Origin of the sequence: Bradyrhizobium sp. LTSP857 (assembly GCF_000938285.1) — a bacterium.
Taxonomy (GTDB): domain Bacteria; phylum Pseudomonadota; class Alphaproteobacteria; order Rhizobiales; family Xanthobacteraceae; genus Bradyrhizobium.
Window position 1 is genome coordinate 157,981 of the sequence record NZ_JYMS01000035.1, and the last position, 23,868, is coordinate 181,848.

The 23,868-nt window shown below is 63.6% G+C and carries 20 protein-coding genes; 7 read left to right on the forward strand and 13 right to left on the reverse strand.

From position 1 onward, the window contains the following. Positions 1-95 precede the first annotated feature (95 nt). The 5 genes from UP06_RS23025 to UP06_RS23045 form a co-directional block, all read right to left on the reverse strand. Positions 96-896, reverse strand: a complete 801-nt coding sequence (locus UP06_RS23025) for a hypothetical protein (protein ID WP_045005945.1) — start codon at positions 894-896, stop codon at positions 96-98. Between the two features lie 140 nt (positions 897-1,036). Continuing rightward, positions 1,037-1,546: an OsmC family protein gene (locus UP06_RS23030; RefSeq protein WP_045005946.1), complete on the reverse strand. Its 510-nt coding sequence runs from the start codon at positions 1,544-1,546 to the stop codon at positions 1,037-1,039. A 71-nt stretch (positions 1,547-1,617) separates the two neighbouring features. After that, positions 1,618-2,403 (reverse strand): ABC transporter ATP-binding protein, encoded by a 786-nt coding sequence (locus tag UP06_RS23035; RefSeq protein ID WP_045005947.1) that lies wholly within the window; start codon positions 2,401-2,403, stop codon positions 1,618-1,620. 4 nt (positions 2,404-2,407) lie between these two features. Next, positions 2,408-3,253: an ABC transporter permease gene (locus UP06_RS23040; RefSeq protein WP_045005948.1), complete on the reverse strand. Its 846-nt coding sequence runs from the start codon at positions 3,251-3,253 to the stop codon at positions 2,408-2,410. A 213-nt stretch (positions 3,254-3,466) separates the two neighbouring features. Further along, positions 3,467-4,438, reverse strand: a complete 972-nt coding sequence (locus UP06_RS23045; RefSeq protein ID WP_045005949.1) for an aliphatic sulfonate ABC transporter substrate-binding protein — start codon at positions 4,436-4,438, stop codon at positions 3,467-3,469. Positions 4,439-4,625: 187 nt separating this feature from the next. Between UP06_RS23045 and UP06_RS23050 the strand changes: the two genes are divergently transcribed. After that, a complete protein-coding gene (locus UP06_RS23050; RefSeq protein WP_045005950.1) occupies positions 4,626-7,415 on the forward strand; it encodes a [protein-PII] uridylyltransferase in 2,790 nt (929 codons plus the stop codon). Between the two features lie 8 nt (positions 7,416-7,423). Here the strand turns inward: UP06_RS23050 and UP06_RS23055 are convergent, their stop codons facing one another. Then, positions 7,424-7,954 carry a methylated-DNA--[protein]-cysteine S-methyltransferase gene (locus tag UP06_RS23055; protein WP_045005951.1) on the reverse strand — a complete coding sequence of 177 codons (531 nt, stop codon included), beginning with the start codon at positions 7,952-7,954 and terminating at the stop codon, positions 7,424-7,426. A 99-nt stretch (positions 7,955-8,053) separates the two neighbouring features. On the opposite strand from UP06_RS23055, the gene UP06_RS23060 reads away from it, so the two are divergent. Next, positions 8,054-8,410, forward strand: coding sequence for a DUF1304 domain-containing protein (locus UP06_RS23060; RefSeq protein WP_082078422.1), 357 nt, complete (start codon positions 8,054-8,056; stop codon positions 8,408-8,410). Between the two features lie 148 nt (positions 8,411-8,558). Next, positions 8,559-9,782: an ABC transporter substrate-binding protein gene (locus UP06_RS23065; protein ID WP_045006027.1), complete on the forward strand. Its 1,224-nt coding sequence runs from the start codon at positions 8,559-8,561 to the stop codon at positions 9,780-9,782. 62 nt (positions 9,783-9,844) lie between these two features. On the opposite strand, the gene UP06_RS23070 is transcribed toward UP06_RS23065, so the two are convergent. After that, complete coding sequence (locus tag UP06_RS23070; RefSeq protein WP_045005953.1) at positions 9,845-10,270, reverse strand: DUF1330 domain-containing protein; 426 nt, start codon at positions 10,268-10,270, stop codon at positions 9,845-9,847. Positions 10,271-10,437: 167 nt separating this feature from the next. Between UP06_RS23070 and UP06_RS23075 the strand changes: the two genes are divergently transcribed. Continuing rightward, positions 10,438-12,663, forward strand: coding sequence for a transglycosylase domain-containing protein (locus UP06_RS23075; protein WP_045005954.1), 2,226 nt, complete (start codon positions 10,438-10,440; stop codon positions 12,661-12,663). Between the two features lie 278 nt (positions 12,664-12,941). Here the strand turns inward: UP06_RS23075 and UP06_RS23080 are convergent, their stop codons facing one another. From UP06_RS23080 to UP06_RS23095, 4 genes are all read right to left on the reverse strand, one after another. Then, positions 12,942-13,781, reverse strand: a complete 840-nt coding sequence (locus UP06_RS23080; RefSeq protein WP_045005955.1) for a M48 family metallopeptidase — start codon at positions 13,779-13,781, stop codon at positions 12,942-12,944. A 217-nt stretch (positions 13,782-13,998) separates the two neighbouring features. After that, entirely contained in the window at positions 13,999-15,327 is a 1,329-nt protein-coding gene (locus UP06_RS23085; protein ID WP_045005956.1) for a polyhydroxyalkanoate depolymerase, read from the reverse strand. A gap of 121 nt (positions 15,328-15,448) precedes the next feature. Beyond that, on the reverse strand, positions 15,449-16,267 hold the full coding sequence (locus UP06_RS23090; protein ID WP_045005957.1) for an ABC transporter permease: 819 nt from the start codon (positions 16,265-16,267) through the stop codon (positions 15,449-15,451). A gap of 142 nt (positions 16,268-16,409) precedes the next feature. Beyond that, positions 16,410-17,213 carry an ABC transporter ATP-binding protein gene (locus UP06_RS23095; RefSeq protein WP_045005958.1) on the reverse strand — a complete coding sequence of 268 codons (804 nt, stop codon included), beginning with the start codon at positions 17,211-17,213 and terminating at the stop codon, positions 16,410-16,412. A gap of 154 nt (positions 17,214-17,367) precedes the next feature. Between UP06_RS23095 and UP06_RS23100 the strand changes: the two genes are divergently transcribed. Continuing rightward, positions 17,368-18,678, forward strand: a complete 1,311-nt coding sequence (locus tag UP06_RS23100) for an ActS/PrrB/RegB family redox-sensitive histidine kinase (protein ID WP_045005959.1) — start codon at positions 17,368-17,370, stop codon at positions 18,676-18,678. 103 nt (positions 18,679-18,781) lie between these two features. Beyond that, positions 18,782-19,336, forward strand: a complete 555-nt coding sequence (locus UP06_RS23105) for an ActR/PrrA/RegA family redox response regulator transcription factor (RefSeq protein ID WP_045005960.1) — start codon at positions 18,782-18,784, stop codon at positions 19,334-19,336. A gap of 285 nt (positions 19,337-19,621) precedes the next feature. Here the strand turns inward: UP06_RS23105 and UP06_RS23110 are convergent, their stop codons facing one another. Further along, positions 19,622-20,110 carry an MmcB family DNA repair protein gene (locus tag UP06_RS23110; RefSeq protein ID WP_045005961.1) on the reverse strand — a complete coding sequence of 163 codons (489 nt, stop codon included), beginning with the start codon at positions 20,108-20,110 and terminating at the stop codon, positions 19,622-19,624. A gap of 271 nt (positions 20,111-20,381) precedes the next feature. On the opposite strand from UP06_RS23110, the gene UP06_RS23115 reads away from it, so the two are divergent. Next, on the forward strand, positions 20,382-22,079 hold the full coding sequence (locus UP06_RS23115; RefSeq protein ID WP_045005962.1) for an alpha-amylase family protein: 1,698 nt from the start codon (positions 20,382-20,384) through the stop codon (positions 22,077-22,079). Positions 22,080-22,227: 148 nt separating this feature from the next. Here UP06_RS23115 and UP06_RS23120 read toward each other — a convergent pair whose 3' ends face one another. Continuing rightward, complete coding sequence (locus tag UP06_RS23120) at positions 22,228-23,829, reverse strand: alpha-amylase family glycosyl hydrolase (protein WP_045005963.1); 1,602 nt, start codon at positions 23,827-23,829, stop codon at positions 22,228-22,230. Positions 23,830-23,868: the final 39 nt, after the last annotated feature.

Genomic DNA, 23,868 nt, shown 5'->3' on the forward strand with positions numbered 1-23,868 from the left:
GTCGGCAAAGCGCAGCGTGCCCACCATGCAACGGCGAATTCGCGGAGAGATGGTGGGCACGGCGCGCAAAGAGCGCGCCTTTGCCCACCCTACAATTACGCTGTCGCCAGCCGTTTCCGCCGCCCGTTCCACCACAGCGTCAGATTCCACACGACGCAGGTCGCGAGTCCAAGGCTCAGCCCGATCGCCGAGCCGAAGTTCGCCGCACCGGCATGCAGCACGGCGATCGCCATCCCGAATCCGAGCAGACCCCAGGCGGAATTGGCCAGCACCGCGGCTGTCGGCGGACCGCCGATGCGCGGATGCAGGATCATCATCATGCTGGAGAACACGACTGGGTACAGCGCGATGATGCCGCTGATCCGGGGACCGACCCAGCCCGAGGTCGAGACCACGATGGCGACGAGAGTCGCAACCAGCGCAGCCCGCATCGGCACGTCGTACCAGCGCCGCGTCACCAGCGGCATCTTCACGTGGCGATAGCCCGCCAAGAGCGGAATGCAGATGCCGAACGCAATCAGGTTGGCGGCGAGCCCGGCGGTGAGCGTCCAGTCGAACTGCTTGATGATCGAGGCAAGCACGATCCAGACCGCGAATGCGCTCCCATAACTCACCAGCATGCTGTGCCGCTGCGCCAGCACGACATAGGTGAGGCACATGAAGATCGTCGCCGCATTGACCGGCAGGCTCGACAGCGCACCCTGCGCGATGAAGGCGGCGTCATGGTCGAACGCGAGGAAGACGTAGGACGGGCCGGCCGAGACCGGCAAGGTCGCGATCAGCGCGCCGATCACCGGCCCCGAGCGTTCCGTGATGATCGACGCCGTCACGACGAACGCCGCCGCGATCGCCATGCGCAAGAGAAGGAAGAGGATGAAGTGGAGGTCGAGGGACATTTTTTCTTTGTCGTCCCGGACAAGCGAAGCGCAAATCCGGGACCCATAACCACAGGCTTCGCTGTGTTGGACGGTGGTGGTTGCGACGAGCGCAAGCGCTCGCGCAGGGGTCCTGGCTTTCGCCAGGACGACACTGATGGCTACATCCGCTGCATCGACACCGAAACCTTCGGGCCGTTCTTGATGGTCTGATAGACCACGCAATAGCGCTCGGTGAGCTTCAGCAGCAGATCGAGCTTGTCCTGCGGTGCTGATGTGTCGACCTCGAAGCGCAGCCGGATCTCGGCGAAGCCGACCGGGGCTTCCTTGTCGACGCCGAGCGTGCCGCGAAAATCGAGATCGCCCTCGGCATAGACGTTGCCGGTCTTCAGCGGCACCTCGATCGCGGTCGCGACCGATTTCAGCGTGACGCCGGCGCAGGCGACAAGCGCCTCGAGCAGCATGTCGCCGGAGCAGAGCTCGAGGCCCGAACCGCCGGTGGCGGGATGGAGGCCAGCCATCGCGATGGCACGGCCGGTCTCGACCTTGCAGGCGATGCCTTCGCTGTCAGTCGAGCCCTTGGCCCTCAGCGTGATCATCGCGGTCTTGGGATCGGTCTTGTAGCGTTCCTTGATCGGGGCCTGCATCTGGCGCAGTTCTGCGGCGTCCATTTTTGTTCTCTCCCGGAAAAATCGCCTCTACGAAGTACTGGCTTGCGATGTACCGGCTCGGAGAGAAATTGTCACCACCACATGGCCTGACCGGGACCCTGGGTTGCGTCACGGTCGGGCACGCTGCGATCGAGCGAGCGGTCGAGTGACGTCAGCACGCTTCGCTTGAAATTCTCGAACAGCGGCGAATTGCGGTCGCGTGGCCGCCCCAGATTGATCTCGATCTGGTCGAACAGCCGCCCCGGCCGCGGTCGCATCACCAATACGCGATCAGCCAGCACCACGGCCTCGTCGACGTCATGTGTGACGAGAATGAGCGTCGGCCGCGTGTCGGCCCAGAGGTCGAGCAAATGATCCTGGAGATCCCTGCGGGTGAAGGCGTCAAGTGCCGAGAAGGGCTCGTCGAGCAGCAGCACCTCCGGCTGCGGCACCAGCGCGCGTGCGATCGCGACGCGCTGCGCCTGTCCGCCGGAGAGCTCGCGCGGCCAGGCCTGCGCCTTGTCGGCGAGACCGACGCGGGCGAGCGCACGCGCCACCTTTTCGCGCCGCTCTGCCGCGGGCACATCGGCAAGTCCAAAGCCGATATTGTCGGCGACGCTGAGCCAGGGCAGCAACCGCGGCTCCTGGAAGATGATGCCGATCTTGGCATGCGGAGAGGCGATCGCTTCGCCGTCGAGCGTCACCGCCCCAGAGCTGGCGCGATCGAGGCCGGCGATGGCGCGGAGCAGCGTGGACTTGCCGCAGCCGGAGCCGCCGATGATGGCGACGATCTCGCCTTGCCTGACATCGGCGGAGAAACGCGCCAACGCGTGCACACCGTTGGGATAGGTCTTGCTGACCCGGTCGAGCGCCAGCATCGCGTTACGCTCCCTTGGCGCGCCCGAAGGCGTCCTGCCAGCGCAAGAAGGGCGCGGCCCCGACCTCGATCAGCCAGTCGGTGAGCTTGCCGAGGATGGCGAAGATCACGATCGCGGCCAGGATCTGCGCGGGCTTGCCGAGCTGCTGGCCGTCGAGCAGGAGATAGCCAAGGCCTTCAGACGCGCCGATCAATTCGGCCGCGACCACGAACATCCACCCCAGACCGAGGCCGACGCGCAAGGAGACGACATAGGCCGGCAGCACCGCGGGCAGCAGGATGCGGCGGATCATCGCCGGGCCGGAGAGACGGAAGGTGCGGCCGACCTCGACGATCTTGCGATCGACGGAAAGGATCGCGCCCATCACGCCGAGATAGACCGGGAAGAATACGCCGACCGCGATCAGCGCGATCTTCGAGGTCTCGAAGATGCCGAGCCACAAGATGAACAGCGGCACCCAGGCCAGCGACGGGATCGCGCGCAGCGCCTGCACGGTCGGATCGAGCAGCCGGCGCGCCAGCGACCAATAGCCGGAGATGGCGCCGAGCAGCGTGCCCGCGACCACACCGAACGCGAAGCCAAGACCGACGCGCCACAGCGTCGCGCCGATGTGGTGGATCAGCTCGCCGGATCTGGCGAGGTCCATGATGGTGGCAAAGACACGCGAGGGCGGCGGCACCAGCCGGCCGTTGGACCAGCCGGACCAAACCACGAGCTCCCAGCCGAGCGCGAGGATCAGCGGCAACAGCAGTCCCAGCACCGGCCGCGCATAGCGCGCGACGCGCGAGGGCGCCGCGGCGCTTTCGGCCGGTTCCGAAGACTTTTGCAGCACTGGCGCGTCGGAGATCATGGCCGGTAGGAAGCGCGTCTTCTGCGAGATTGCAACACTACTCTTGCCACGCCCTCAGCCCGTCGTCCCGGCGAAGGCCGGGACCCATAACCACAGGGAGATGTGGTTACGGGGACTTGGAGTGACCGTCTTTGCGCCAAACTACGCCCTGGGATTATGGGTCCCGGCCTTCGCCGGGACGACACCTGAATTTGCCGCGCGCGCTTGCCAACCTCAATTCGTCGGCAGCGGGACCTGGTCGTCGATCAACGCATCCACCGTCGCCTTCACGTCGACCTTGGCGTCGACGACGCCGGCCTGCTGCAAGGCAAGACCCGCGGCGAGGATCGACTCGCGCTGCGGCGCACCGATGCGGCTGTGGGTGAGCTCGGTGCGCTCCTTGAGCTGCTTGTCGACGACGGCGTCGGGCAGCTTGGTCACGGCGATGAAGGTCTTCTTCAGGTCATCGTAATTCGCCAGCGAATATCTGCGCGCCTCTTCATAGACCGCGAGCACGCGGCGGACGATGTCCGGATTGTCCTTTAGGAACTGCTCGCGCACATTGAGGATGCCCCAGGTGTTGGCATCGGCCTTGCGATAGAACAGTTTTGCGCCCTCCTCGACTTCGGCCTGCGCCATCATCGGATCGAGGCCGGCCCAGGCATCGACGTCACCGCGGATCAGCGCGGTCTTGCCGTCGGCGTGCTGGAGCAGCACCGGTGTGATGTCTTTTTCAGTGAGGCCTGCACCTAGCAGCGCGCGCACCAGGAAGATGTGCGGATCGGTGCCGCGCGTCACCGCGACGCGCTTGCCCTTGAGGTCGGCGACGGTCGCGATCTTGGAATCCTTGCCCGTGACCAGCGCTGTCCATTCGGGACGCGAATAGACATAGATCGACTTGATCGGGTTGCCGTTGATGCGGGCGACCAGCGCCGCCGAGCCCGCGGTCGAGCCGAAATCGATCGAGCCGGCGTTGAGGAATTCGAGCGCCTTGTTGGAGCCGGCCGACTGCACCCAGGTGATGGTGATGCCGTCCTTGGCGAACTCCTTCTCCAGAAGTCCCTTCTGCTTCAGCACCAGCGACACCGGATTGTAGGTCGCCCAGTCGATGCGGATTTCCTTGAGCGGATCCGCCGCCCTTGCAGCGGGGGTTACGGCGAGCGCCACCGCCCCCGCCAGCAGAATGCGTCTTGAAATCCTGGTCATGCCCGGCCTCCTCCGAATTTCATTGTTTTTCAATGAGTTATATCTAGAGGTCAACGAGAAAATCCCACCCTTGAATGCGGGCCAGCCGAGAACAACTTTGCCCAAAGCCAGCCATTTCCAGCATGGAACGACTATTGCCAGAGAATGGCGGGTGACAGCGCCTGTCACCTCTTATATCCGGTGAGACATGGACAGCGTCACGACTGAGCCCAAGCCAGAGGTGGACGATCGCTTCGACACCGCGCGGATCACCGCCGCGGTCGACGCGCTTGCCGAAAAGCATCAGGGACGAGAGGACACGTTCCGCACTGCGACCGCACAACTGCTCAAGGCCGAACTGATGGCGGCGCGCGCGGCTGCGCAAGCGATCCTGCTGAAAGACCGTCACGGCCGGCGCTGCGCCGAGCGGCTGTGTCATGTTCAGGACGAGATCATCCGCATCCTGTATTCGGCCGCGACCCGCCATCTCTACCGCTCGCCGATCCCGAGCGGCGCCGAGCGCATGGCGGTGGTCGCGACCGGCGGCTATGGCCGCGGCCTGATGGCGCCGGAATCCGACATCGATCTGCTCTTCATCCTGCCCTACAAACAGACCGCGTGGGGCGAGCAGGTCGCGGAAGCGATCCTCTATTGTCTCTGGGACATGGGGCTGAAGGTCGGTCACGCCACGCGCTCGGTCGATGAGTCGATCCGCCAGGCGCGCGGCGACATGACCATCCGCACCGCGATCCTGGAGACGCGCTTCCTCACCGGCGACCAGCCGCTCTATGATGAACTGGTCGCGCGCTTCGACAAGGAAGTGGTGCAAGGCACGGCGTCCGAATTCGTCACCGCAAAGCTCGCCGAGCGCGAGGAGCGGCATCGCCGCGGCGGCCAGTCGCGTTATCTGGTCGAGCCCAACGTCAAGGACGGCAAGGGGGCCTTGCGCGACCTGCACACGCTGTTCTGGATCGCGAAATACGTCTACCGCGTCCGCGACACCGACGAGCTGGTCGAGCACGGCGTGTTCGATGCGCAGGAATACCGCACCTTCCGCCGCTGCGCCGATTTCCTCTGGTCGGTGCGCTGCAACCTGCACTTCTATTCCGGACGACCCGAAGAGCGCCTGTCCTTCGATCTCCAGCGCGAGATCGCGGTCCGGCTCGGCTACACCTCGCATCCCGGCATGCAGGACGTCGAGCGCTTCATGAAGCACTATTTCCTGGTCGCCAAGGAAGTCGGCAACCTCACCGCCATTCTCTGCGCCAAGCTCGAGGACCAGCAGGCCAAGCCCGCACCCGTGCTGAGCCGGATGATGGCACGCCTACGGCCGACCCAGGTGAAGCGGCGCGTGCCTGACAGCGACGACTTCATTGTCGACAACAACCGCATCAACGTCGCCGCGCCCGACGTGTTCAAGCACGACCCGGTCAACCTGATCCGCATCTTCCGGCTGGCGCAGAAGAACAACCTCGCCTTCCACCCGGATGCGATGCGCGACGTGACGCGCTCGCTCGGCCTGATCAATGCGAGCTTGCGCGAGAACCCCGAGGCCAACCGGCTGTTCATGGAGATCCTGACCTCCGACAACGCCGAGATCGTGCTGCGGCGGATGAACGAGACCGGCGTGCTCGGCCATTTCATCCGCGCCTTCGGCAAGATCGTCTCGATGATGCAGTTCAACATGTATCATCACTACACCGTCGACGAGCACCTGATCCGCTGCGTCGGCTTCTTGCAAGACATCGAGCGCGGCGGCCTCGAGGAGTTCACGCTCGCCAGCGACCTGATGCGCAAGATCAGGCCCGAGCATCGCTCGGTGATCTATATCGTGACGCTGCTGCACGACATCGCCAAGGGAAGGCCCGAGGATCACTCAATCGCCGGCGCCAAGGTCGCGCGCCGGCTCTGCCCGCGGCTCGGCTTCAGCGCGGCCGACACCGAGCTCGTGGCCTGGCTGATCGAGGAACATCTGACGATGTCCACGGTCGCGCAGTCGCGCGACCTGTCCGATCGCAAGACCATCGAGAATTTCGCCGCCGTGGTGCAGTCGGTCGAGCAGATGAAGCTGCTGACGATCCTCACCACCGCCGACATCCGCGGCGTCGGCCCAGGCGTGTGGAACGGCTGGAAGGCGCAGCTCTTGCGTTCCCTGTATTACGAGACCGAGCCGGTTCTGACCGGCGGTTTCTCGGAAGTCGACCGCGGAAAACGCCTCGTGGCCGCGCACGCCGAATTCCGCATGGCCTTCGCCGAATGGCCGAGCGACGAGCTCGACGCCTATATCGGCCGGCACTATCCGGCCTATTGGCTCAAGGTCGAGCTACCGCGCAAGATCCGCCATGCCCGCTTCGTCCGCTCCAGCGAGCAGGCCGGCCACAAGCTCGCGATCAATGTCGGCTTCGACGAGGTCCGCGGCGTCACCGAATTAACGATCTTCGCGGCCGACCATCCCTGGCTGCTCTCGATCATCGCCGGCGCCTGCGCCTCGGCCGGCGCCAACATCGTCGACGCCCAGATCTACACCACGACCGACGGCCGCGCGCTCGATACGATCTCGATCTCCCGGGAATACGACCGCGACGAAGACGAGGGCCGGCGCGCCACCCGGATCGGCGAGATGATCGAGGACGTGCTGGAAGGCAAGCTGCGCCTGCCCGAAGTGGTGGCGCGACGCACCGTGCGCAGTAAGGCGCGGCCTTTCACCATCGAGCCGGAAGTGACCATCAACAATCAATGGTCCGACCGCTACACCGTGATCGAAATGTCGGGCCTTGACCGTCCCGGCCTGCTTTACGAGCTGACCACCGCGATCTCGAAGCTCAACCTCAACATCGCCTCGGCCCATGTCGCGACCTTCGGCGAGCGCGCCCGCGACGTGTTCTACGTCACCGATCTCCTCGGCGCGCAGATCAACGCGCCGACCCGCCAGTCCGCGATCAAGAGCGCGCTGACCCACGTGATGGCGGGTGAGAAGGCGGTTCAGCCGGCGGCGTGAGGGGAAACCTAAACCTCCACCCCCTCATGCCGCAGCAGCCAGCGTTTGCGCTCCAGGCCGCCGCCATATTTTACCAGCGAACCATTTGCACCGATCAGGCGGTGACAGGGCAGCACCACGCTGATTGGATTGGAGCCGTTGGCGTGGCCGACGGCGCGAATGGCTCTGGGCATGTCGATCTTTGCAGCGAGCGTGCTATAGCTGAGCGTCGTGCCGACAGGGATTTGCGCAAGCGCGGTCCAGACCTTTTGCTGGAACGATGTGCCGGCGATTCGCCATGCGATCGATGAGAGCTGCGCAAGGTCGCCTGCGAAGTAATCCGACAACGCGACCTTCATTGCAGCCGGCGCGGCCTGCTCCCGCAGGTCCACCGCGCCGTAATGCAGGCGCAGCAGCTCGCGCATGCGGTGTTCGTAGTCCTCCCAATCGAGCGCGCGCAGTGCGCCCTCGGCATCGGTGACGAGCAATGCGATCCCGATCGGCGTGGTCAGCCGATCAAGGCCAAAGCTCTCTGATGGACGCGCTGATCGACCGGCCATTGCGACACCATTGCGTTGAAACACACGTCGCACATGCCATGCCGGCCATGCTACCGTCCACCCGAAAGCTGACGCTTTTGGGGGGAGCTCAACTTGACTCTGATCGCCAATGTCCTGGTGGCGCTGGTCGCCGCACTGCACGCCTACTTTCTGATCCTGGAGATGTTTCTCTGGGACAAGCCGCTGGGCTTGAAGACATTCCACAACACGCCGGAGAAGGCCGAGATCACGAAGGTGCTGGCCGCCAATCAGGGGCTCTATAACGGCTTCCTCACCGCCGGCCTGATCTGGGGCCTCGTTCACGGCAACCCGGCCTTCGCGTTCCAGATCAAGGCGTTCTTCCTGATCTGCGTGATCGTGGCCGGCGCCTATGGTGCGGCAACGGTCAGCACACGCATCCTGATCGTGCAGGCGCTGCCGGCGGCGATCGCGCTGGTCGCGCTGATCTTAGCCTAAGACTCTTGGCCTGAGACGCTTCGGCGCAGCGCCACGATCCTTGCGCCGCGCCGGACCTTCCTCCACAATCTTCGGCAGCGATGGCGACCGTTGCAATCAACGGAACAAGACCATCGGTCGAAAATTCCGTCAGGAGGAACATTCCAACATGAACAATCGCAGAGCCTTCCTAGCTGCCACGACGGCGCTCGCCTTCGCGTTCTCCGCAGGCCAAGCCCTTGCACAGAAGAAATACGACACCGGCGCGAGCGACACCGAGATCAAGTTCGGCCAGACAGTGCCGTTCTCCGGCCCCTATTCCGCCTATGCCAATATCGGCAAGTCGGAGCTCGCCTACTTCGCCATGATCAACGACAAGGGCGGCATCAACGGCCGCAAACTCAACCTGATCCAGTATGACGACGCGTATTCTCCGCCCAAGACGGTCGAGCAGGTGCGCAAGCTCGTCGAAAGCGATGAGGTGCTGTTCACCTTCCAGGTGATCGGGACGGCCGCCAACGCCGCTGTGCAGAAATATCTCAACAGCAAGAAGGTGCCGCAGATGCTTGCCTCGACCGGCGCCTCGCGCTTCACCGATCCGCAAGGCTATCCGTGGACGATGGCCTTCAACCCGAATTATCAGTCCGAGGCCCGCATCTACGCAAAGTACATTCTGGCCAATCACCCCAACGCCAAGATCGGTATCCTCTATCAGAACGATGACATGGGCCGCGACTACGTCGCGGGCCTCAAGAGCGGGCTCGGGGAGAAGGCGAGCATGATCGTCGGCGAAGTGCCCTATGAGGTCACCGACCCGACCGTCGACTCGCAGATCGTGAAGCTGAAATCGCTGGGCACCGACCTGCTGTTCGATGCCTCGACACCGAAATTCGGGGCGCAGGCCATCAAAAAGCTCGCCGACCTCGGATGGAAGCCGGTTCACATCCTCGACATCAATGCGAGCCCGATGTCGGCGACACTGAAGCCTGCCGGCCTCGATATTTCCAAGGACATCATCTCGACGGCCTACGGCAAGGATCCGGGCGACCCGCAGTGGAAGGACGATGCCGGCATGAAGGCCTATTTCGCCTTCATGGACAAATATTTCCCGGAAGGCGACAAGCTCAACACCATCAACACCTATGGCTACTCGGTGGCTGAGCTCATGACGCAGATCCTGCGCCAATGCGGCGATGATCTCACCCGCGAGAATCTCATGAAGCAGGCCGCCAATGTGAAGGACTTCGTGCCGAGCCTGGCGCTGCCTGGCATCAAGGTCAACACGAGCCCGAGCGACTTCCGCGTCAACAAGCAGATGCAGTTGATGAAGTTCAACGGCGAGCGCTGGGAGCTGTTCGGCCCGATCATCGAGGATACGGGTCCGGCGGGTTAGCGGCACCTCGTAGGGTGGGCAAGGGCGCGCAAGCGCCGTGCCCACCCTACGAATTCACCGACTTACTTCGGTATCTCCCCGAAATTCTTCCCGGCCGGCAGCATCGCATGCCTGATCAGCCGCGAATCTTCCACCGCTGCCTGGCGATGCTTCACTGCTTCGCGGTAGACGGGGTCGCGGATCATCTCGACGAAGGCGGCGACGCTTGGGTATTCGGCGATAAAGCAGTGGTCCCAACGCTCAGTCTCGGGACCGATCAGCATCAGCTCGAATTTGCCCTGCCAGACGATGCGCCCGCCGAGGCGTTCGAACACCGGGCCGCTGTCGCGACCATAGGCCGCATAGGCTTCCGCGCCGGACGCTTTCCGGCCGTCCGGATAGGCGGCGTCTTTGCGAAGCCGCACCAGATTGAGCATGTGGATCGGGCCCGGGCGGTCGTTCTCCCGGAATTGCGCGAAGATCTCCTTGGTCGGATCGATATGGCCCATGCGGGTTCCCTCTTCTTCTGTGCCGGCGATCCTAGCTCCGGCGTCAGACGAGCGGAACTGCGGCGGGCGAATGCCGCACCTCCTAATCACGCGTTAAGCTCTGGGTAACCGGGCCTTAAACAGCCACCGCTAGCGTGCGGCGGGGCGGGGTGACCGGGCGTTTGCGTATGGGGTCGGGAAAGAAAAAGGGTGGGCGGAAGGAGCCGCTGTTCGGCTTGCCCGCGGCGCTCGCCGATCTGCGCCTGACGGTGGCGGACCGCATTCCCGGCGGCGACGACAAGCCAAAGAAATCCGCGAAATCATCCCCCAAGCGTCAAAGCGAGGATTCCGGCGACGAGCCGCCGCGCGAGCGGAAGGCGCCGGCCAGCCGCAGCGGCGCCAAGCGCCGATCGAAGTCGCGCATCAGCGCCGGTCTCGGCCGCCTCGTCTATTGGGGCGCGGTGCTGAGCCTGTGGGGCGTGATCGCCGTGATCGGGGTCGTGATCTATGTCGGCGCCCATCTGCCGCCTATCCAGTCGCTGGAAATTCCCAAACGGCCGCCGACCATCCAGATCGTCGGCATGGACGGCAGCGTGCTGGCGCAGCGCGGCGAGATGGCCGGCGCCAACGTCTCGCTGAAGGATCTGCCGCCCTATCTGCCCAAAGCGTTCATCGCCATCGAGGACCGCCGCTTCTATTCGCATTTCGGTATCGACCCGGTCGGCATTTTGCGCGCCGCGGTGACGAATGTGCTTCATCGCGGCGTGTCGCAGGGCGGCTCGACGTTGACGCAGCAGCTCGCGAAAAACCTGTTCCTGACCCAGGAGCGCACCATGCAGCGCAAGCTGCAGGAGGCGGAGCTCGCGATCTGGCTGGAGCGCAAGCATTCCAAGAACGAGATCCTGGAGCTCTATCTCAACCGCGTCTATTTCGGCTCCGGCGCCTATGGCGTCGAGGCCGCGGCGCAACGCTATTTCGGCAAGTCGGCGAAGAACGTCACCATCGCCGAAGCCGCGATGCTGGCGGGCCTCGTCAAGTCGCCGTCGCGGCTGGCGCCGAACCGCAACCCTGAAGGTGCGGAAGCACGCGCCCAGATCGTGCTCACGGCGATGGCGGACGCAAAGTTCATCACCGATGCACAGGCGCAGGCCTCGATCGGCCATCCCTCCTACAATGTGAAGCCGGTCGGCGCCGGCACCGTCAATTACGTCGCCGACTGGATCGGCGAGGTGCTGGACGACCTCGTCGGCCAGATCGACCAGAGCATCACGGTCGAGACCACGATCGATCCAAAGCTCCAGAGCGTGGCGGAAGCCGCCATCATCGACGAGCTCGCGGCCAAGAGCGTCAAGTTCAATGTCAGCCAGGGCGCGCTGGTGGCGATGACGCCTGATGGCGCCGTGCGCGCCATGGTGGGGGGACGAAACTATTCCGAGAGCCAGTACAACCGCGCAGTGACCGCCAAGCGCCAGCCGGGCTCCTCGTTCAAGCCGTTCGTGTACCTCACCGCGCTCGAGCTGGGGCTGACGCCCGACACTGTGCGCCAGGACGCACCGATCGAGGTCAAGGGCTGGAAGCCCGAGAACTACACCCACGAATACTTTGGCTCGGTGACGCTGACGCAGGCGCTGGCGATGTCGCTCAACACGGTCGCCATTCGCCTCGGCCTCGAGGTCGGGCCGAAGAACGTGGTGCGCACCGCGCACCGGCTCGGCATTTCCTCGAAACTCGAACCCAACGCCTCGATTGCGCTCGGCACGTCTGAAGTGTCCGTGGTCGAGATGGTCGGTGCCTATGCGCCGTTCGCCAATGGCGGCTTCGTAGCGACGCCGCATGTGGTGACGCGGATCAAGACCCTCGACGGCAAGCTGCTCTATATGCGCCAGGCGGACGAGCACAACCAGGTGATCGAGCCGCGCTATGTGGCGATGATGAACACGATGATGCGGGAGACGCTGATCTCCGGCACGGCGAAGAAGGCTGAGATCCCGGGCTGGCCGGCAGCCGGCAAGACCGGCACCAGCCAGGATTATCGCGACGCCTGGTTCATCGGTTACACAGCGAACCTCGTCACCGGCGTCTGGCTCGGCAATGACGACAACTCACCGACCAAGAAGGCGACCGGCGGCGGCCTGCCGGTGGAAGTCTGGTCGCGCTTCATGAAGACAGCGCACGAGGGCGTGCCGGTGGCAGCCTTGCCGAACGCGCAAGCCGGTTGGGGCCTGTCGAACCTCGCGCAGGCGGCATCGCAGGTGTCGCCGCCGACAGCGGCCGCGCCCGGACCGGCGCCTGCTCAGCCTTCCTACAATGGCGGCTATCGCTCGCCGCCACCCACGCGCGCCAATGTGCGGCCGGAGGCAGCGGCGGGACTTGATGGCTGGCTGATGGACCGGCTGTTTGGCGGGAACAGGTAGGTTCGGCGTGAGGTCCTCATGACCTCACAACAAAAATGTCGAAAACAACCCCATGCACAGTAGACGGTGCGTTCCGGCGCGAGGCTGGGTGGATTACACGAGGTCATTGATAGGTCGGGTAAATCAGAAGCCGTAGCGCAAAGCGCTGACGTTGCCTCGCTCTCCGCCGTCATTGCCCGCGAAAGCGGGCAATCCAGTACGCCGCGGCTTCTCGGCTTAACAACAACGGCCTCTGGAATACTGGATCGCCCGCTTTCGCGGGCGATGACAGCGAAGCCCTAATCCTCGACCCCGTACCGGTGCAGATCATTGCCGTACGTATCGAGCCATTTCTTGGCGCGCTCCATCGACGGGCAGACTTTTCCGCAGACGCGCCAGAACCGCGCCGAGTGGTTCATCTCGACCAGATGGGCGACTTCGTGGGCGGCGAGATAGTCGAGCACGTAGGGCGGCGCGAGGATCAGGCGCCAAGAGAACGACAGCGAGCCCGCCGAGGTGCAGGAGCCCCAACGGCTGGACTGATCGCGGATCGACAGCCGCTTGACCCTGACACCGAGCTCGACGGCATAGGCCTCCGCCGAGCGCTGAAGATCACTGCGGGCCTCGCGCTTGAGGAAGTCATGGACGCGGCGGTCGGCATGTTCAACGCCACCTGCGACGCAGATAATGCGCTCGCCGCTGTCACGCACCTCCGTCCACACCGTGCCGCGCGTCCCCGCGCGATGAACAATGCGATGAGGAACGCCGCGCAGCGGTATTACTGTGCCAGGTTGGAACGGCGCAGCCTTCGGCAAACGACCAAGACGAGCCGCGATCCACGCGCCATGACGCTGCGCGAAGTCCTTTGCTTCGGCGAGCGTGCCGCGCGGCGGCATGGTGAGGATGGCTTCGCGGTCGCTCGGATGAATTCGGAGCGTATAACGGCGCGCGCGGCGATGGCGGCGCAGCCTTATCGCGAAAAATTGCGACCCATGGGTGATCACAAGGGTCTTTGGTTCGTGGGGCCGACGATAGAGGAGCGCGCGAGTGGCCATGTCTGTCAGTCCGGGGAGCAAGAGTTCGCCCGGATTCTGCCATAACCGCCGCCACGGAAAGCGCTCGGCGCAAAAACAAATCATTTGCCCAATATACAGGGGTCTGGCGGCCGGGAGACCCTACAGACTGGGGTTGGAACCCGGTTTTTTCGTCCCCGCTGGACGCATGCGGCACCCTCAAGGGATGAGGACGGACTCACTCCTATAAAGCTACCTAAATACCTCGAATCTAGGCGAAGCCCGACCCCGTCGGAGCCTCCGACGGGACCAGAATTTACAGCGGGAAAGCCGAAAAACGCGCTTATTCGGCCGCAAGCGCCTGAGTTACGTTCGGATTCGCAGCCGAGACCATGAAATCATGAATCCGCGGCACGATTTCCGACTTGAAACGCGAGCCGTTGAACACGCCGTAATGTCCGACGCCCTTCTGGACGTAATGAACGCGGCGATGATCCGGAATCGAGCTGCACAATCCGTGCGTTGCTTCGGTCTGACCGATGCCGGAGATGTCGTCGTTCTCACCTTCGACCGTCATCAACGCGACGCGCGTGACCTTGGAGGGATCGACGCGAGTTCCACGATGGCTCATCTCGCCCTTCGGCAGCGAGTGCTTCACGAACACGGTGTCGACCGTCTGTAGATAATATTCGGCGGAGAGATCCATCACCGCGAGATATTCGTCATAGAAGTCGCGATGCTTGTCGACGAGGTCGCCGTCGCCCTTCACCAGATTGGCGAAGAGCTGCTTGTGGGCATCCATGTGCCGGTCAAGATTCATGCTGATGAAGCCGTTGAGCTGCAAGAAGCCCGGATAGACGTCGCGCATCATGCCCGGATGCGGGAACGGCACCTTGGTGATGACGTTGTTGCGGAACCAGTCGATGCCGCGCTCCTGGGCGAGGTTGTTCACCGCAGTCGGATTGCGGCGCGTGTCGATCGGGCCGCCCATCAGCGTCATCGAGGTCGGCACGAACGGATCGCGCCGCGCTTCCATGATCGAGACGGCGGCGACGACGGGAACCGAGGGCTGGCACACCGCGATCACATGGGTGTTGCCACCAAGCACGTGCAACATCTCGATGACGTAATCGATGTAATCATCGAGATCGAAACGGCCTTCGCTGAGCGGCACCATGCGCGCATCGGCCCAATCGGTGATGTAGACCTCATGCGCCGGAAGAAAGGCTTCGACCGTGCCACGCAGCAGCGTCGCGTAGTGGCCGGACATTGGCGCGACGATCAGCACACGCGGCTGCGGGCTGCGCAGCGGACGGGTGAACTTGCGATCGAAGTAGAGCAGCTTGCAGAACGGCTTTTCCCAGACCGGACGGACCTCGATCGGCACGCGGATGCCGTTGACCTCGGTGTCGTTGAGACCCCATTCCGGCTTGCCGTAGCGGCGCGTGGTGCGCTCGAACAATTCGCAGGCCGCAGCGACCGACTTGCCGACCTCGGTGCGCGCCCAGGGATTCAGCGGATTCTGAAACAGCAACTTGGTCGCGTCGGTGACGGCACGCGCTGGATTGAGAGAGGCCTGCGCCATCTCGTACATCCAGTACATCGGCGTGGTCAGGACCGGACTGCCTTCACTCGCCAGAGGCGGTGCGCCGCCAAACTCACCAATAGGCATACTCAAATCCCTCTTCGCATCGCAGCATACTGCCGAATGCGTAATATTGCGTCAATGCATGGTTCCGTACATCTACGTAGCGAAGACGGTTAAACCAGCCTAAATCCACGGGAAAGTGAAGTTATTCGCCGCCCGCGAGCAGAGAGCCGTTCTTTTTGGCGCTGCGCAAAAGGGCAAGGAATGCCCAAAAAGAAGCAACCAGAAGCACGACATTGATGGCTAACGCACTGAGCATCAGATCGGTTCTGAAGGTTTGCTCGATCAAAAGGGCCCGCATGCCCTCGAACACGTAAGTCGGCGGCAGCGACCAGGCGACATATTGCAGCCAGCCCGGCAAGACGCTGACCGGATAGTAGATGCAGGCGAGCGGCATGATCGCGAACATCAAGGTCCAGACGATGCTCTCGGCGCCCAGCCCGTTCCGCAACACCAGACCCGACACGAAGATGCCGACCGACCAGCTCGTGAAGATCAGATTGCAGAAGAAGGCGATCAACGGCAGGCCGAGGCTGTAGACGTTGAAGTGAAAAAAGATCAGCGCGAGCAGCGTCATCGGGATGACGCCGATCGCGAGCCGGATCAGGCTCATGACCATGAGCGACAGCAGAAACTCGATCGGCTTCAACGGGCTCATCATGAGATTGCCGAGATTGCGCGCCCACATCTCTTCCAGGAACGAGATGGAGAAGCCGAGCTGCCCGCGAAACAGGATGTCCCAGAGGATGACGGCCCCGATCAGTGTGCCGCCGGCGCGCGCGAAGAAGCTGGCGTTCTGCGCGATGTAATACTGGATGAAGCCCCAGGTGATGACCTGGAGCGCCGGCCAGTACAGCAGCTCGAGCAGCCGCGGCCAGGACGACATCAAGAGATACCAGTAGCGCAGGATCATCGCGCCGATGCGCTGCACGGAGATGCCGCGGTGAAGGGAGATATCGGTCATAACCGCACCGCGTAGCTCGGATGGATCCGGTAGCCCGGATGGAGCGAAGCGTAATCCGGGAATCGTGCCACGAGCGACGAAGGCCCCGGATTTCGCTGCGCTCCATCCGGGCTACGGCTACGGCCGAAACATTGGGGCTCGCTCATCGCGCCGCCTCCTGAACACCGTTCACCCGGCCGCGCGCGACGTCGAGAAACACTTCCTCCAGCGTGGTGCGGTTGTAGCGGACCAAAATGGCCTCGGGCGTGTCGTCGTCCTCGACGCGGCCACGCTTCATGATGATGACGCGGTCGCAGAGCCGCTCGACCTCGAGCATGTTGTGCGACGCCAGCAGGATGGTGGCGTTGTGCGCCCTGCGGTAACGCTCCAGATGCGCCCGCACCCAATCGGCCGTATCAGGGTCGAGCGAGGCGGTCGGCTCGTCCAGCAGCAACAGCTCGGGCTGGTTGATCAGCGCCTTCGCCAGCGCGACGCGGGTCTTCTGCCCGGCGGAGAGCTTGCCATTGGCGCGGTCGATGAATTCGGTGAGATCGAGATCGTCGGCCAGCTCTGCGATGCGGTCGGTGAGATTCTTCACCGCATAGAGCTTGCCGAAGATGGTGAGGTTCTGTCGCACCGTGAGCCGCATCGGCATGTCGACATAGGGGCTCTCGAAATTCATCCGCCCCAGTACCGCGGCGCTCTCCTCCGGCATCCGATGCCCGAGCACCCGCACACGGCCGGAGGTCGCCAGCACCAGGCCCATGATCATCGCGATGGTGGTGGTCTTGCCGGCGCCGTTGCCGCCGAGGAGGCCGGTGATGCTGCCGCGGGGAAGCGAGAAAGAGATGCCGTCCACCGCGCGGGTCTGCTTGTAGAGCTTGACGAGGCGATCGACCTCTATTGCCGCAGACGAAGTGCCATCCGCGACAGTCGGCCGACTTGAAGCATTGTCGTTCTCAGTCATGCTAGAGGCGTTCTTCCGCCATTGCGCCGTCGAGTGCAAGACCTGAAGTAATAGGACCTGAAGTAACACGGGTTGATGTAAGAGGCCTGCAAGCAGGCCGAACGTGTGCGCCAGCGTGTTGTGATCGGGCGCACGCACCGCTAGATTGGCTGAGATGACCGAGACTGCAGCTTCCGACTTCCGTCCCTCGCAGCGACATATCCGCCTGGACACCATCCTGCGGCTGCGCTGGCTCGCTGTGCTGGGCCAGCTCGCCGCGATCTTTATCGTGGCGCAGGGGCTCGAGTTCGAGGTCGAGATTGTCCCCTGTGTCAGCATCATCGGCCTGTCGGCCTTGCTTAACCTGGCCCTGCAAACCGTGGCCAACCCGATGCAGCGGCTGGAGCCGCTTCAGGCGGCCGGGCTGCTGGCGCTGAACATCGTGGAACTGGCCGGGCTGCTGTTTTTCACCGGCGGATTGCAGAACCCGTTCTCGTTCCTGTTCCTCGCGCCGGTGCTGATCTCAGCCACCGCCTTGCCGGCCCGGCTGACCTTCGCCATCGGCCTTCTGGCCGTGGCCTGCGCCTCGATCCTGTTCTTCTTTCATCTGCCGCTGCCATGGGATTCGGAAGATCCCGTGGTGCTCCCGCCGATCTATCTCTTCGGCGTCTGGCTCTCGATCGTGCTCGCGATCGGTGTCACCAGCCTCTACTCGTTCCAGGTGACCGAGGAGGCGCGCAAGCTTGCCGACGCTTTGGCCGCGACCGAACTGGTGTTGACGCGCGAGCAGCATCTGACCCAGCTCGATGGATTGGCGGCGGCCGCAGCGCACGAGCTTGGCACGCCGCTCGCGACCATCTTCCTGATCTCGCGCGAGTTGGAAAAGACGGTGAAGGAGCCGGTCTTCGCCGCCGACCTGAAAACCCTGCGCGAGCAGACGCAGCGCTGCCGCGACATTTTGAGCAAGATCACCCAGCTCTCCTCCAGCGGCGCGCCGTTCGACCACATGAAGGTGTCCGAACTGATCGAGGAGGTGGTGGCGCCGCATCGCGATTTCGGCGTCGACATCAAGGTGCGGATCGCGATTGCCGCCACGGCCGAGCCGGTCGGATCGCGCAATCCGGCGGTGCTCTATGGCGTCGGCAATATCGTCGAGAACGCCGTCGATTTCGCCAACTCCACGGTCGAGGTGAACGCGTGGTGGAACAATGACACGATCGAGATCGTGATTTCCGATGACGGCCCGGGCATTCCGCCAGATCTCTTGCGCCGGATCGGCGAGCCTTATCTATCGCGGCGGCGCACCCAGGATGCCGGCGGCGGCCTGGGCCTCGGCGTGTTCATCGCCCGCACGCTCCTCGAACGCACCGGCGCCAAGGTCTCGTTTACCAATCGAACCTTCCCGGAACACGGTGCAGTGGTCCAGATCGCGTGGCCGAGGGAGCGTTTTGAGGCTATCGAGACCTTCGAAGAAACAATAGGATAGGCCGCGACCTTGCGTCGCACGAGAGGCCCGATCGACTAATGGCGGCCTTGGCACCGCCTGATTGCGACGCCATATGTAGATGTGCTGGAGAGAGGACAAAACCTTGAACGCCATCGTCGAACTGAACGAACAGACCGACCGCTCGCTTCTCATCGTCGAGGACGACAAGCCGTTTCTGGAGCGCTTGTCGCGCGCCATGGAAACGCGCGGTTTTGCGGTGACATCATGTGACACCGTCTCGGATGGTCTCGCCCAGATCGGCAAGTCCGCCCCCGCATTCGCAGTCGTCGATCTCAGGCTCGGCGACGGCAACGGTCTCGATGTCGTGTCGGCGCTGAAGAAGAAGCGCCCCGAAGCTCGCGCGATCGTGCTGACCGGCTATGGCAACATCGCCACCGCCGTGACCGCGGTAAAGATGGGCGCGATCGATTATCTCTCGAAGCCTGCGGATGCCGACGACGTGGTCGCCGCATTGCTCTCGACCAATTCGGACAAATCCGAGCTGCCGGCGAACCCGATGTCGGCCGACCGCGTGCGCTGGGAACACATCCAGCGCATCTACGAGATGTGCAACCGCAACGTCTCGGAAACGGCGAGGCGGCTCAACATGCACCGCCGTACGTTGCAGCGGATTCTGGCCAAGCGCGCGCCGCGGTAATTCAGCGACCGCCTATCTATCACCGTCACCCTGAGGTGCTCGTCTTGCAAAGCAAGGCGAGCCTCGAAGGGCGACGGCCCGGCTGCATCTCGGCCGTACATCCTTCGAGGCTCCCCTTGCGATGCGCTCGCATCGCAAGCCTCGCACCTCAGGATGACGGAAAAACGGATCGTAGGGTGGGCAAAGGCGCGAAGCGCCGTGCCCACCAAACTCTGCTTCTTGATTGGTTTGAACGGTGGGCACGCTTCGCTTTGCCCACCCTACGGCAGCCGTGATCGCGGCGCCCTACTCCCAAAACTCCGCGTGCCCCTGCGGATCGACCAGGCGATTGATCCGCAACGCGGCCGCCATCGCAAAACGCACCGTCATCTGCTTGCGCGTGGCCGCAGCCAGCTTGTGCTCGGGCGCCTCGCAATGCAGATGCGCGCCATAGGCGTCCGCGATGATCAGGCCGGTGCCTTCGGGAAATATCTCGCAAGGCAGGTCCTGCGTGAAGGCGAAGAACAGCCGGTCGCAATGGGCGCGGTACTCGGGCCATTTCTGGTCGGCGCGCAGATCCTCCATCGATGACTTGATCTCGACGATCCAGATCTCGCCACGCTCGTTCAGCGCCACCAGATCGGCGCGACGGCCCGACGGCAATGGCAACTCGCTGATGCAGGTGAACCCGAGCGAGCGCAGCAGCCGCGCCGTGCCGCGCGCGATGGCGAGCGCCGTCTCGGATTGACGGCGGTCCGGCGGCGGCACCAGGGCGATGCGGGCGATGTTGTCCATGGGGGGAGTTTAGCCGATTCCATTCTCGGTGTCGTCCCGGCCTAGTGCGCATTCGCGCACGGGGGGCCGGGACCCATAACCACAGGGAGGAGTTTGGCGAAGACTGGTAGTTAGAAAGCCTCCCGCGGTACGCGCACCGCGCTACATCGTGAGATCACGCGGTATGGGTCCCGGCCTTCGCCGGGACGACAGTGAGGCGGGAACCTCCCCCTGCCCTCGCACTTATCACGCAGCCGCCGCACCTCGGCGGGAGCATCGAGGGCGCTCGCGCATGATCGACGATCTCTGGTACAAGAATGGCGTGATCTATTGCCTGTCCGTCGGCACCTATATGGACGCCAACGGCGACGGCATCGGCGATTTCAAGGGCTTGTTGCGCCGGCTCGACTATCTGCACGGGCTCGGCATCACCACGATCTGGCTGATGCCGTTCCAGACCTCGCCGGGCCGCGACGACGGCTACGACATCGCCGACTATTACAGTGTCGATGCCCGCTACGGCACGCTCGGCGACTTCGTCGAGTTCACCCACGGCTGCAAGCAGCGCGGCATCCGTGTCATTATCGATCTCGTCGTCAACCACACCTCGGACCAGCATCAATGGTTCAAGGAAGCGCGGCGCGACAAGGACTCACCTTATCGCGACTGGTATGTGTGGTCGGACAAGAAGCCGGCCAACGCCAATCAGGGCATGGTGTTTCCCGGCGTGCAGAAGTCGACCTGGACGCGCGACAAGGAAGCCGGCGCCTGGTTCTTCCACCGCTTCTACGATTTCCAGCCTGATCTCAACACCTCGAACCCCCACGTGCAGGCCGAGATCCTGAAAATCATGGGCTTCTGGATCCAGCTCGGCGTTTCCGGCTTCCGCATGGACGCGGTGCCGTTCGTGATCGCCACCAAGGGCGCCAAGGTGAGGAAGCCCGTCGAGCAATACGACATGCTGCGCACCTTCCGCGAATTCCTGCAATGGCGGCAGGGCGATGCCATCATCCTCGCCGAAGCCAACGTGCAGCCGGAAACCGACATGGAATATTTCGGCCGCGATGGCGACCGCATGCACATGATGTTCAACTTCCACGTCAACCAGCATCTGTTCTATGCGTTGGCGTCCGGCGACACGCGTCCGCTGGCAAAGGCGCTGAAGGCGACCAAGCCACGGCCGGCCGCGGCGCAATGGGGCCTGTTCCTGCGCAATCACGACGAGCTCGACCTTGGCCGGTTGACCAAGGCGCAGCGCGACATCGTGTTCAAGCGCTTCGGCCCCGACAAGGACATGCAGCTCTACGACCGCGGCATCCGCCGCCGCCTTGCACCGATGCTCGGCGGCGACCGCCGGCGGCTCGAGCTTGCCTACAGCCTGATGTGCACGCTGCCGGGAACGCCTGTCATCCGCTACGGCGACGAGATCGCGATGGGCGACGATCTCTCATTGCCGGAGCGCAACTGCGCGCGCACGCCGATGCAATGGTCGACCGAGCCGCAAGGCGGCTTCACCAAAAGCGACAAGCCGGCCAACCCCGTCATCGACAAGGGCCCTTACGGGTTCGAGCACGTCAATGTCGCCAAGCAGCGGCGCGATCCCAATTCCATGCTGAACTGGACCGAGCGCATCGTGCGCATGCGCAAGGAGGTGCCCGAGATCGGCTGGGGCGATTTCGCCATCATCGCGACGCGCGATCCTGCCGTCTTCATCATGCGCTATGACTGGCGCAACAATTCGGTGCTGTTCGTGCACAATCTCGATGAAAAACCGCGCGAGACCGCGTTCTCGGCTGGGCTGCCAGGCGATGCCGGCGAGCACCTGATCAATCTGCTCGCGGAAGACCACAGCCACGCCGACAAGCGCGGCCAGCACCGCATCGTGCTGGAGCCGTATGGGTATCGCTGGTATCGCGTCGGCGGGCTGGATTATCTGCTGAAGCGCAGTGATATCGATGAGAATGCGGCGGGCAACAAGCATCCGGGGTAACGCCGACCACAATCTCGGTGTCGTCCCGGCGCAGGCCGGGACCCATAACCCCAGGGAGTAGTTTGGCGAAGACTCATCGTTCGGTACGCCGACCGACCGCTATCGATAGATTCCGCGGTATGGGTCCCGGCCTTCGCCGGGACGACGGCTAGGATGGCGGCGCGATAATCACGCCTTCATTGCCGCGCAGATCCAGCACGCCTTCGAGCTTCTCTCCCTCTCGATCCAGAGACGTCGACAGCAAAATCTCGCTGCCGAAACGGATCGCGCTGGTGGTCACTGCGATCGGCTCGGGGCCGAGATTGAGCACGACGATCACGCCGCGGCCCTCGGCCTCACGGCGATAGATCAGGAGATCGCCCTGCGCTGCGATCGGGTGATAGTCGCCCGAAACCAGTGGCGGGCAGGTCTTCCGGAAGGCGATCAGGCGCTTGTACAGAGTGAGGATCGAGCGCGTGTCGGCGTCGAGATTGACGACATTCTCGTGGATATGATCCTCCGGTAACGGCAGCCAAGGCCTGACGTCCGAGAAGCCGCCGAAGTTCGAAGAGTCCCACTGCATCGGCGTGCGGCAGCCGTCGCGGCCGACGCCGATGCCGGGGACGTTCTTCTCGAAGGGATCGCGGACGTCCTCCGGTGCAATGGCGAGCTGATGCATGCCGATCTCGTCGCCGTAATAGAGCGTGGGCGTGCCGCGCAGGGTCAGCAGCAGCATGGCGGCGATTCGGGCCTGCTCCGGCCCGACGCGGCTCGCCACGCGCGGGCGGTCGTGATTGCCGAGCACCCAGTTCGGCCAGGCCCCTCGCGGCAATGCCTTCTCGTAATCGTCGATGATCTTCTCGATCGAACGCGCGCTCCAGAAGGTCGAGAGCAGCGCGAAGTTGAACGGCATCTGCGCGCCCGTGAGATCGTTGCCGTAATAGGCGATCAGCCGGTGCAGCGGCAGATAGACCTCGCCGATCAGCACGCGCGCACCAAAGGAATCGATGACGCGCCGCATCTCGGTGATGACATCAAACACCTCCGGCTGGTCGGTGGAGTATTGCGTCAGGATTTTCTCGTTCGGCGGCCGACCCTCGACGTAATGCGGGTTCGGCGGATTGTCCCGAAACTCGGCATCCTTGATCAGGTGCCAGATCACGTCGACGCGAAAGCCGTCGACGCCCTTCTCCAGCCAGAACCGCATCACGTCATAGATCGCCGCGCGGACATCCGGATTGCGCCAGTTGAGGTCCGGCTGCTGGGCGAGGAAGGCGTGGTAGTAATATTGACCCGTCGTCTCGTCGAACTGCCACGCGCTGCCGCCGAACTCCGACAGCCAGTTGTTCGGCGCGCCGCCGTCGCCCGCGGGGTCGCGCCAGACGTACCAGTCACGCTTGGGATTGTCGCGCGAGGAGCGGCTCTCGACGAACCAGGGATGCTGGTCGGAGGTGTGGTTCGGCACGAGGTCGAGGATCAGCTTCAGGCCGTTGTCATGCGCCGCGATGAGCAGCGCATCGAAATCCGCCATCGTTCCGAACAGCGGATCGATGCCGGTATAGTCGGAGATGTCGTAGCCGAAATCGGCCATCGGCGAGGGGAAGATCGGCGACAGCCAGATCGCATCGACGCCGAGAGATTTCACATAAGGCAGCCGTTGCAGGATGCCGGCGAGATCGCCGACACCGTCACCATCCGAGTCCTGAAACGAGCGCGGGTAGATCTGATAGAAGATGCCGTCGCGCCACCAATTGTCGCCGCTCTGAGCCATGCCGGAAAACCCACCCTGAATCTGCACCTCGCGCGAGAG

Coding starts and splice junctions, on each gene's coding strand:
- UP06_RS23045 (WP_045005949.1), bottom strand. CDS start 4,438: ATGACCAGGATTTCAAGACGCATTCTGCTGGCGGGGGCGGTGGCGCTC.
- UP06_RS23035 (WP_045005947.1), bottom strand. CDS start 2,403: ATGCTGGCGCTCGACCGGGTCAGCAAGACCTATCCCAACGGTGTGCAC.
- UP06_RS23115 (WP_045005962.1), top strand. CDS start 20,382: ATGATCGACGATCTCTGGTACAAGAATGGCGTGATCTATTGCCTGTCC.
- UP06_RS23090 (WP_045005957.1), bottom strand. CDS start 16,267: ATGACCGATATCTCCCTTCACCGCGGCATCTCCGTGCAGCGCATCGGC.
- UP06_RS23040 (WP_045005948.1), bottom strand. CDS start 3,253: ATGATCTCCGACGCGCCAGTGCTGCAAAAGTCTTCGGAACCGGCCGAA.
- UP06_RS23050 (WP_045005950.1), top strand. CDS start 4,626: ATGGACAGCGTCACGACTGAGCCCAAGCCAGAGGTGGACGATCGCTTC.
- UP06_RS23030 (WP_045005946.1), bottom strand. CDS start 1,546: ATGGACGCCGCAGAACTGCGCCAGATGCAGGCCCCGATCAAGGAACGC.
- UP06_RS23100 (WP_045005959.1), top strand. CDS start 17,368: ATGACCGAGACTGCAGCTTCCGACTTCCGTCCCTCGCAGCGACATATC.
- UP06_RS23065 (WP_045006027.1), top strand. CDS start 8,559: ATGAACAATCGCAGAGCCTTCCTAGCTGCCACGACGGCGCTCGCCTTC.
- UP06_RS23120 (WP_045005963.1), bottom strand. CDS start 23,829: ATGGCTCAGAGCGGCGACAATTGGTGGCGCGACGGCATCTTCTATCAG.
- UP06_RS23110 (WP_045005961.1), bottom strand. CDS start 20,110: ATGGACAACATCGCCCGCATCGCCCTGGTGCCGCCGCCGGACCGCCGT.
- UP06_RS23080 (WP_045005955.1), bottom strand. CDS start 13,781: ATGATTTGTTTTTGCGCCGAGCGCTTTCCGTGGCGGCGGTTATGGCAG.
- UP06_RS23055 (WP_045005951.1), bottom strand. CDS start 7,954: ATGGCCGGTCGATCAGCGCGTCCATCAGAGAGCTTTGGCCTTGATCGG.
- UP06_RS23095 (WP_045005958.1), bottom strand. CDS start 17,213: ATGACTGAGAACGACAATGCTTCAAGTCGGCCGACTGTCGCGGATGGC.
- UP06_RS23070 (WP_045005953.1), bottom strand. CDS start 10,270: ATGGGCCATATCGATCCGACCAAGGAGATCTTCGCGCAATTCCGGGAG.
- UP06_RS23025 (WP_045005945.1), bottom strand. CDS start 896: ATGTCCCTCGACCTCCACTTCATCCTCTTCCTTCTCTTGCGCATGGCG.
- UP06_RS23085 (WP_045005956.1), bottom strand. CDS start 15,327: ATGCCTATTGGTGAGTTTGGCGGCGCACCGCCTCTGGCGAGTGAAGGC.
- UP06_RS23075 (WP_045005954.1), top strand. CDS start 10,438: ATGGGGTCGGGAAAGAAAAAGGGTGGGCGGAAGGAGCCGCTGTTCGGC.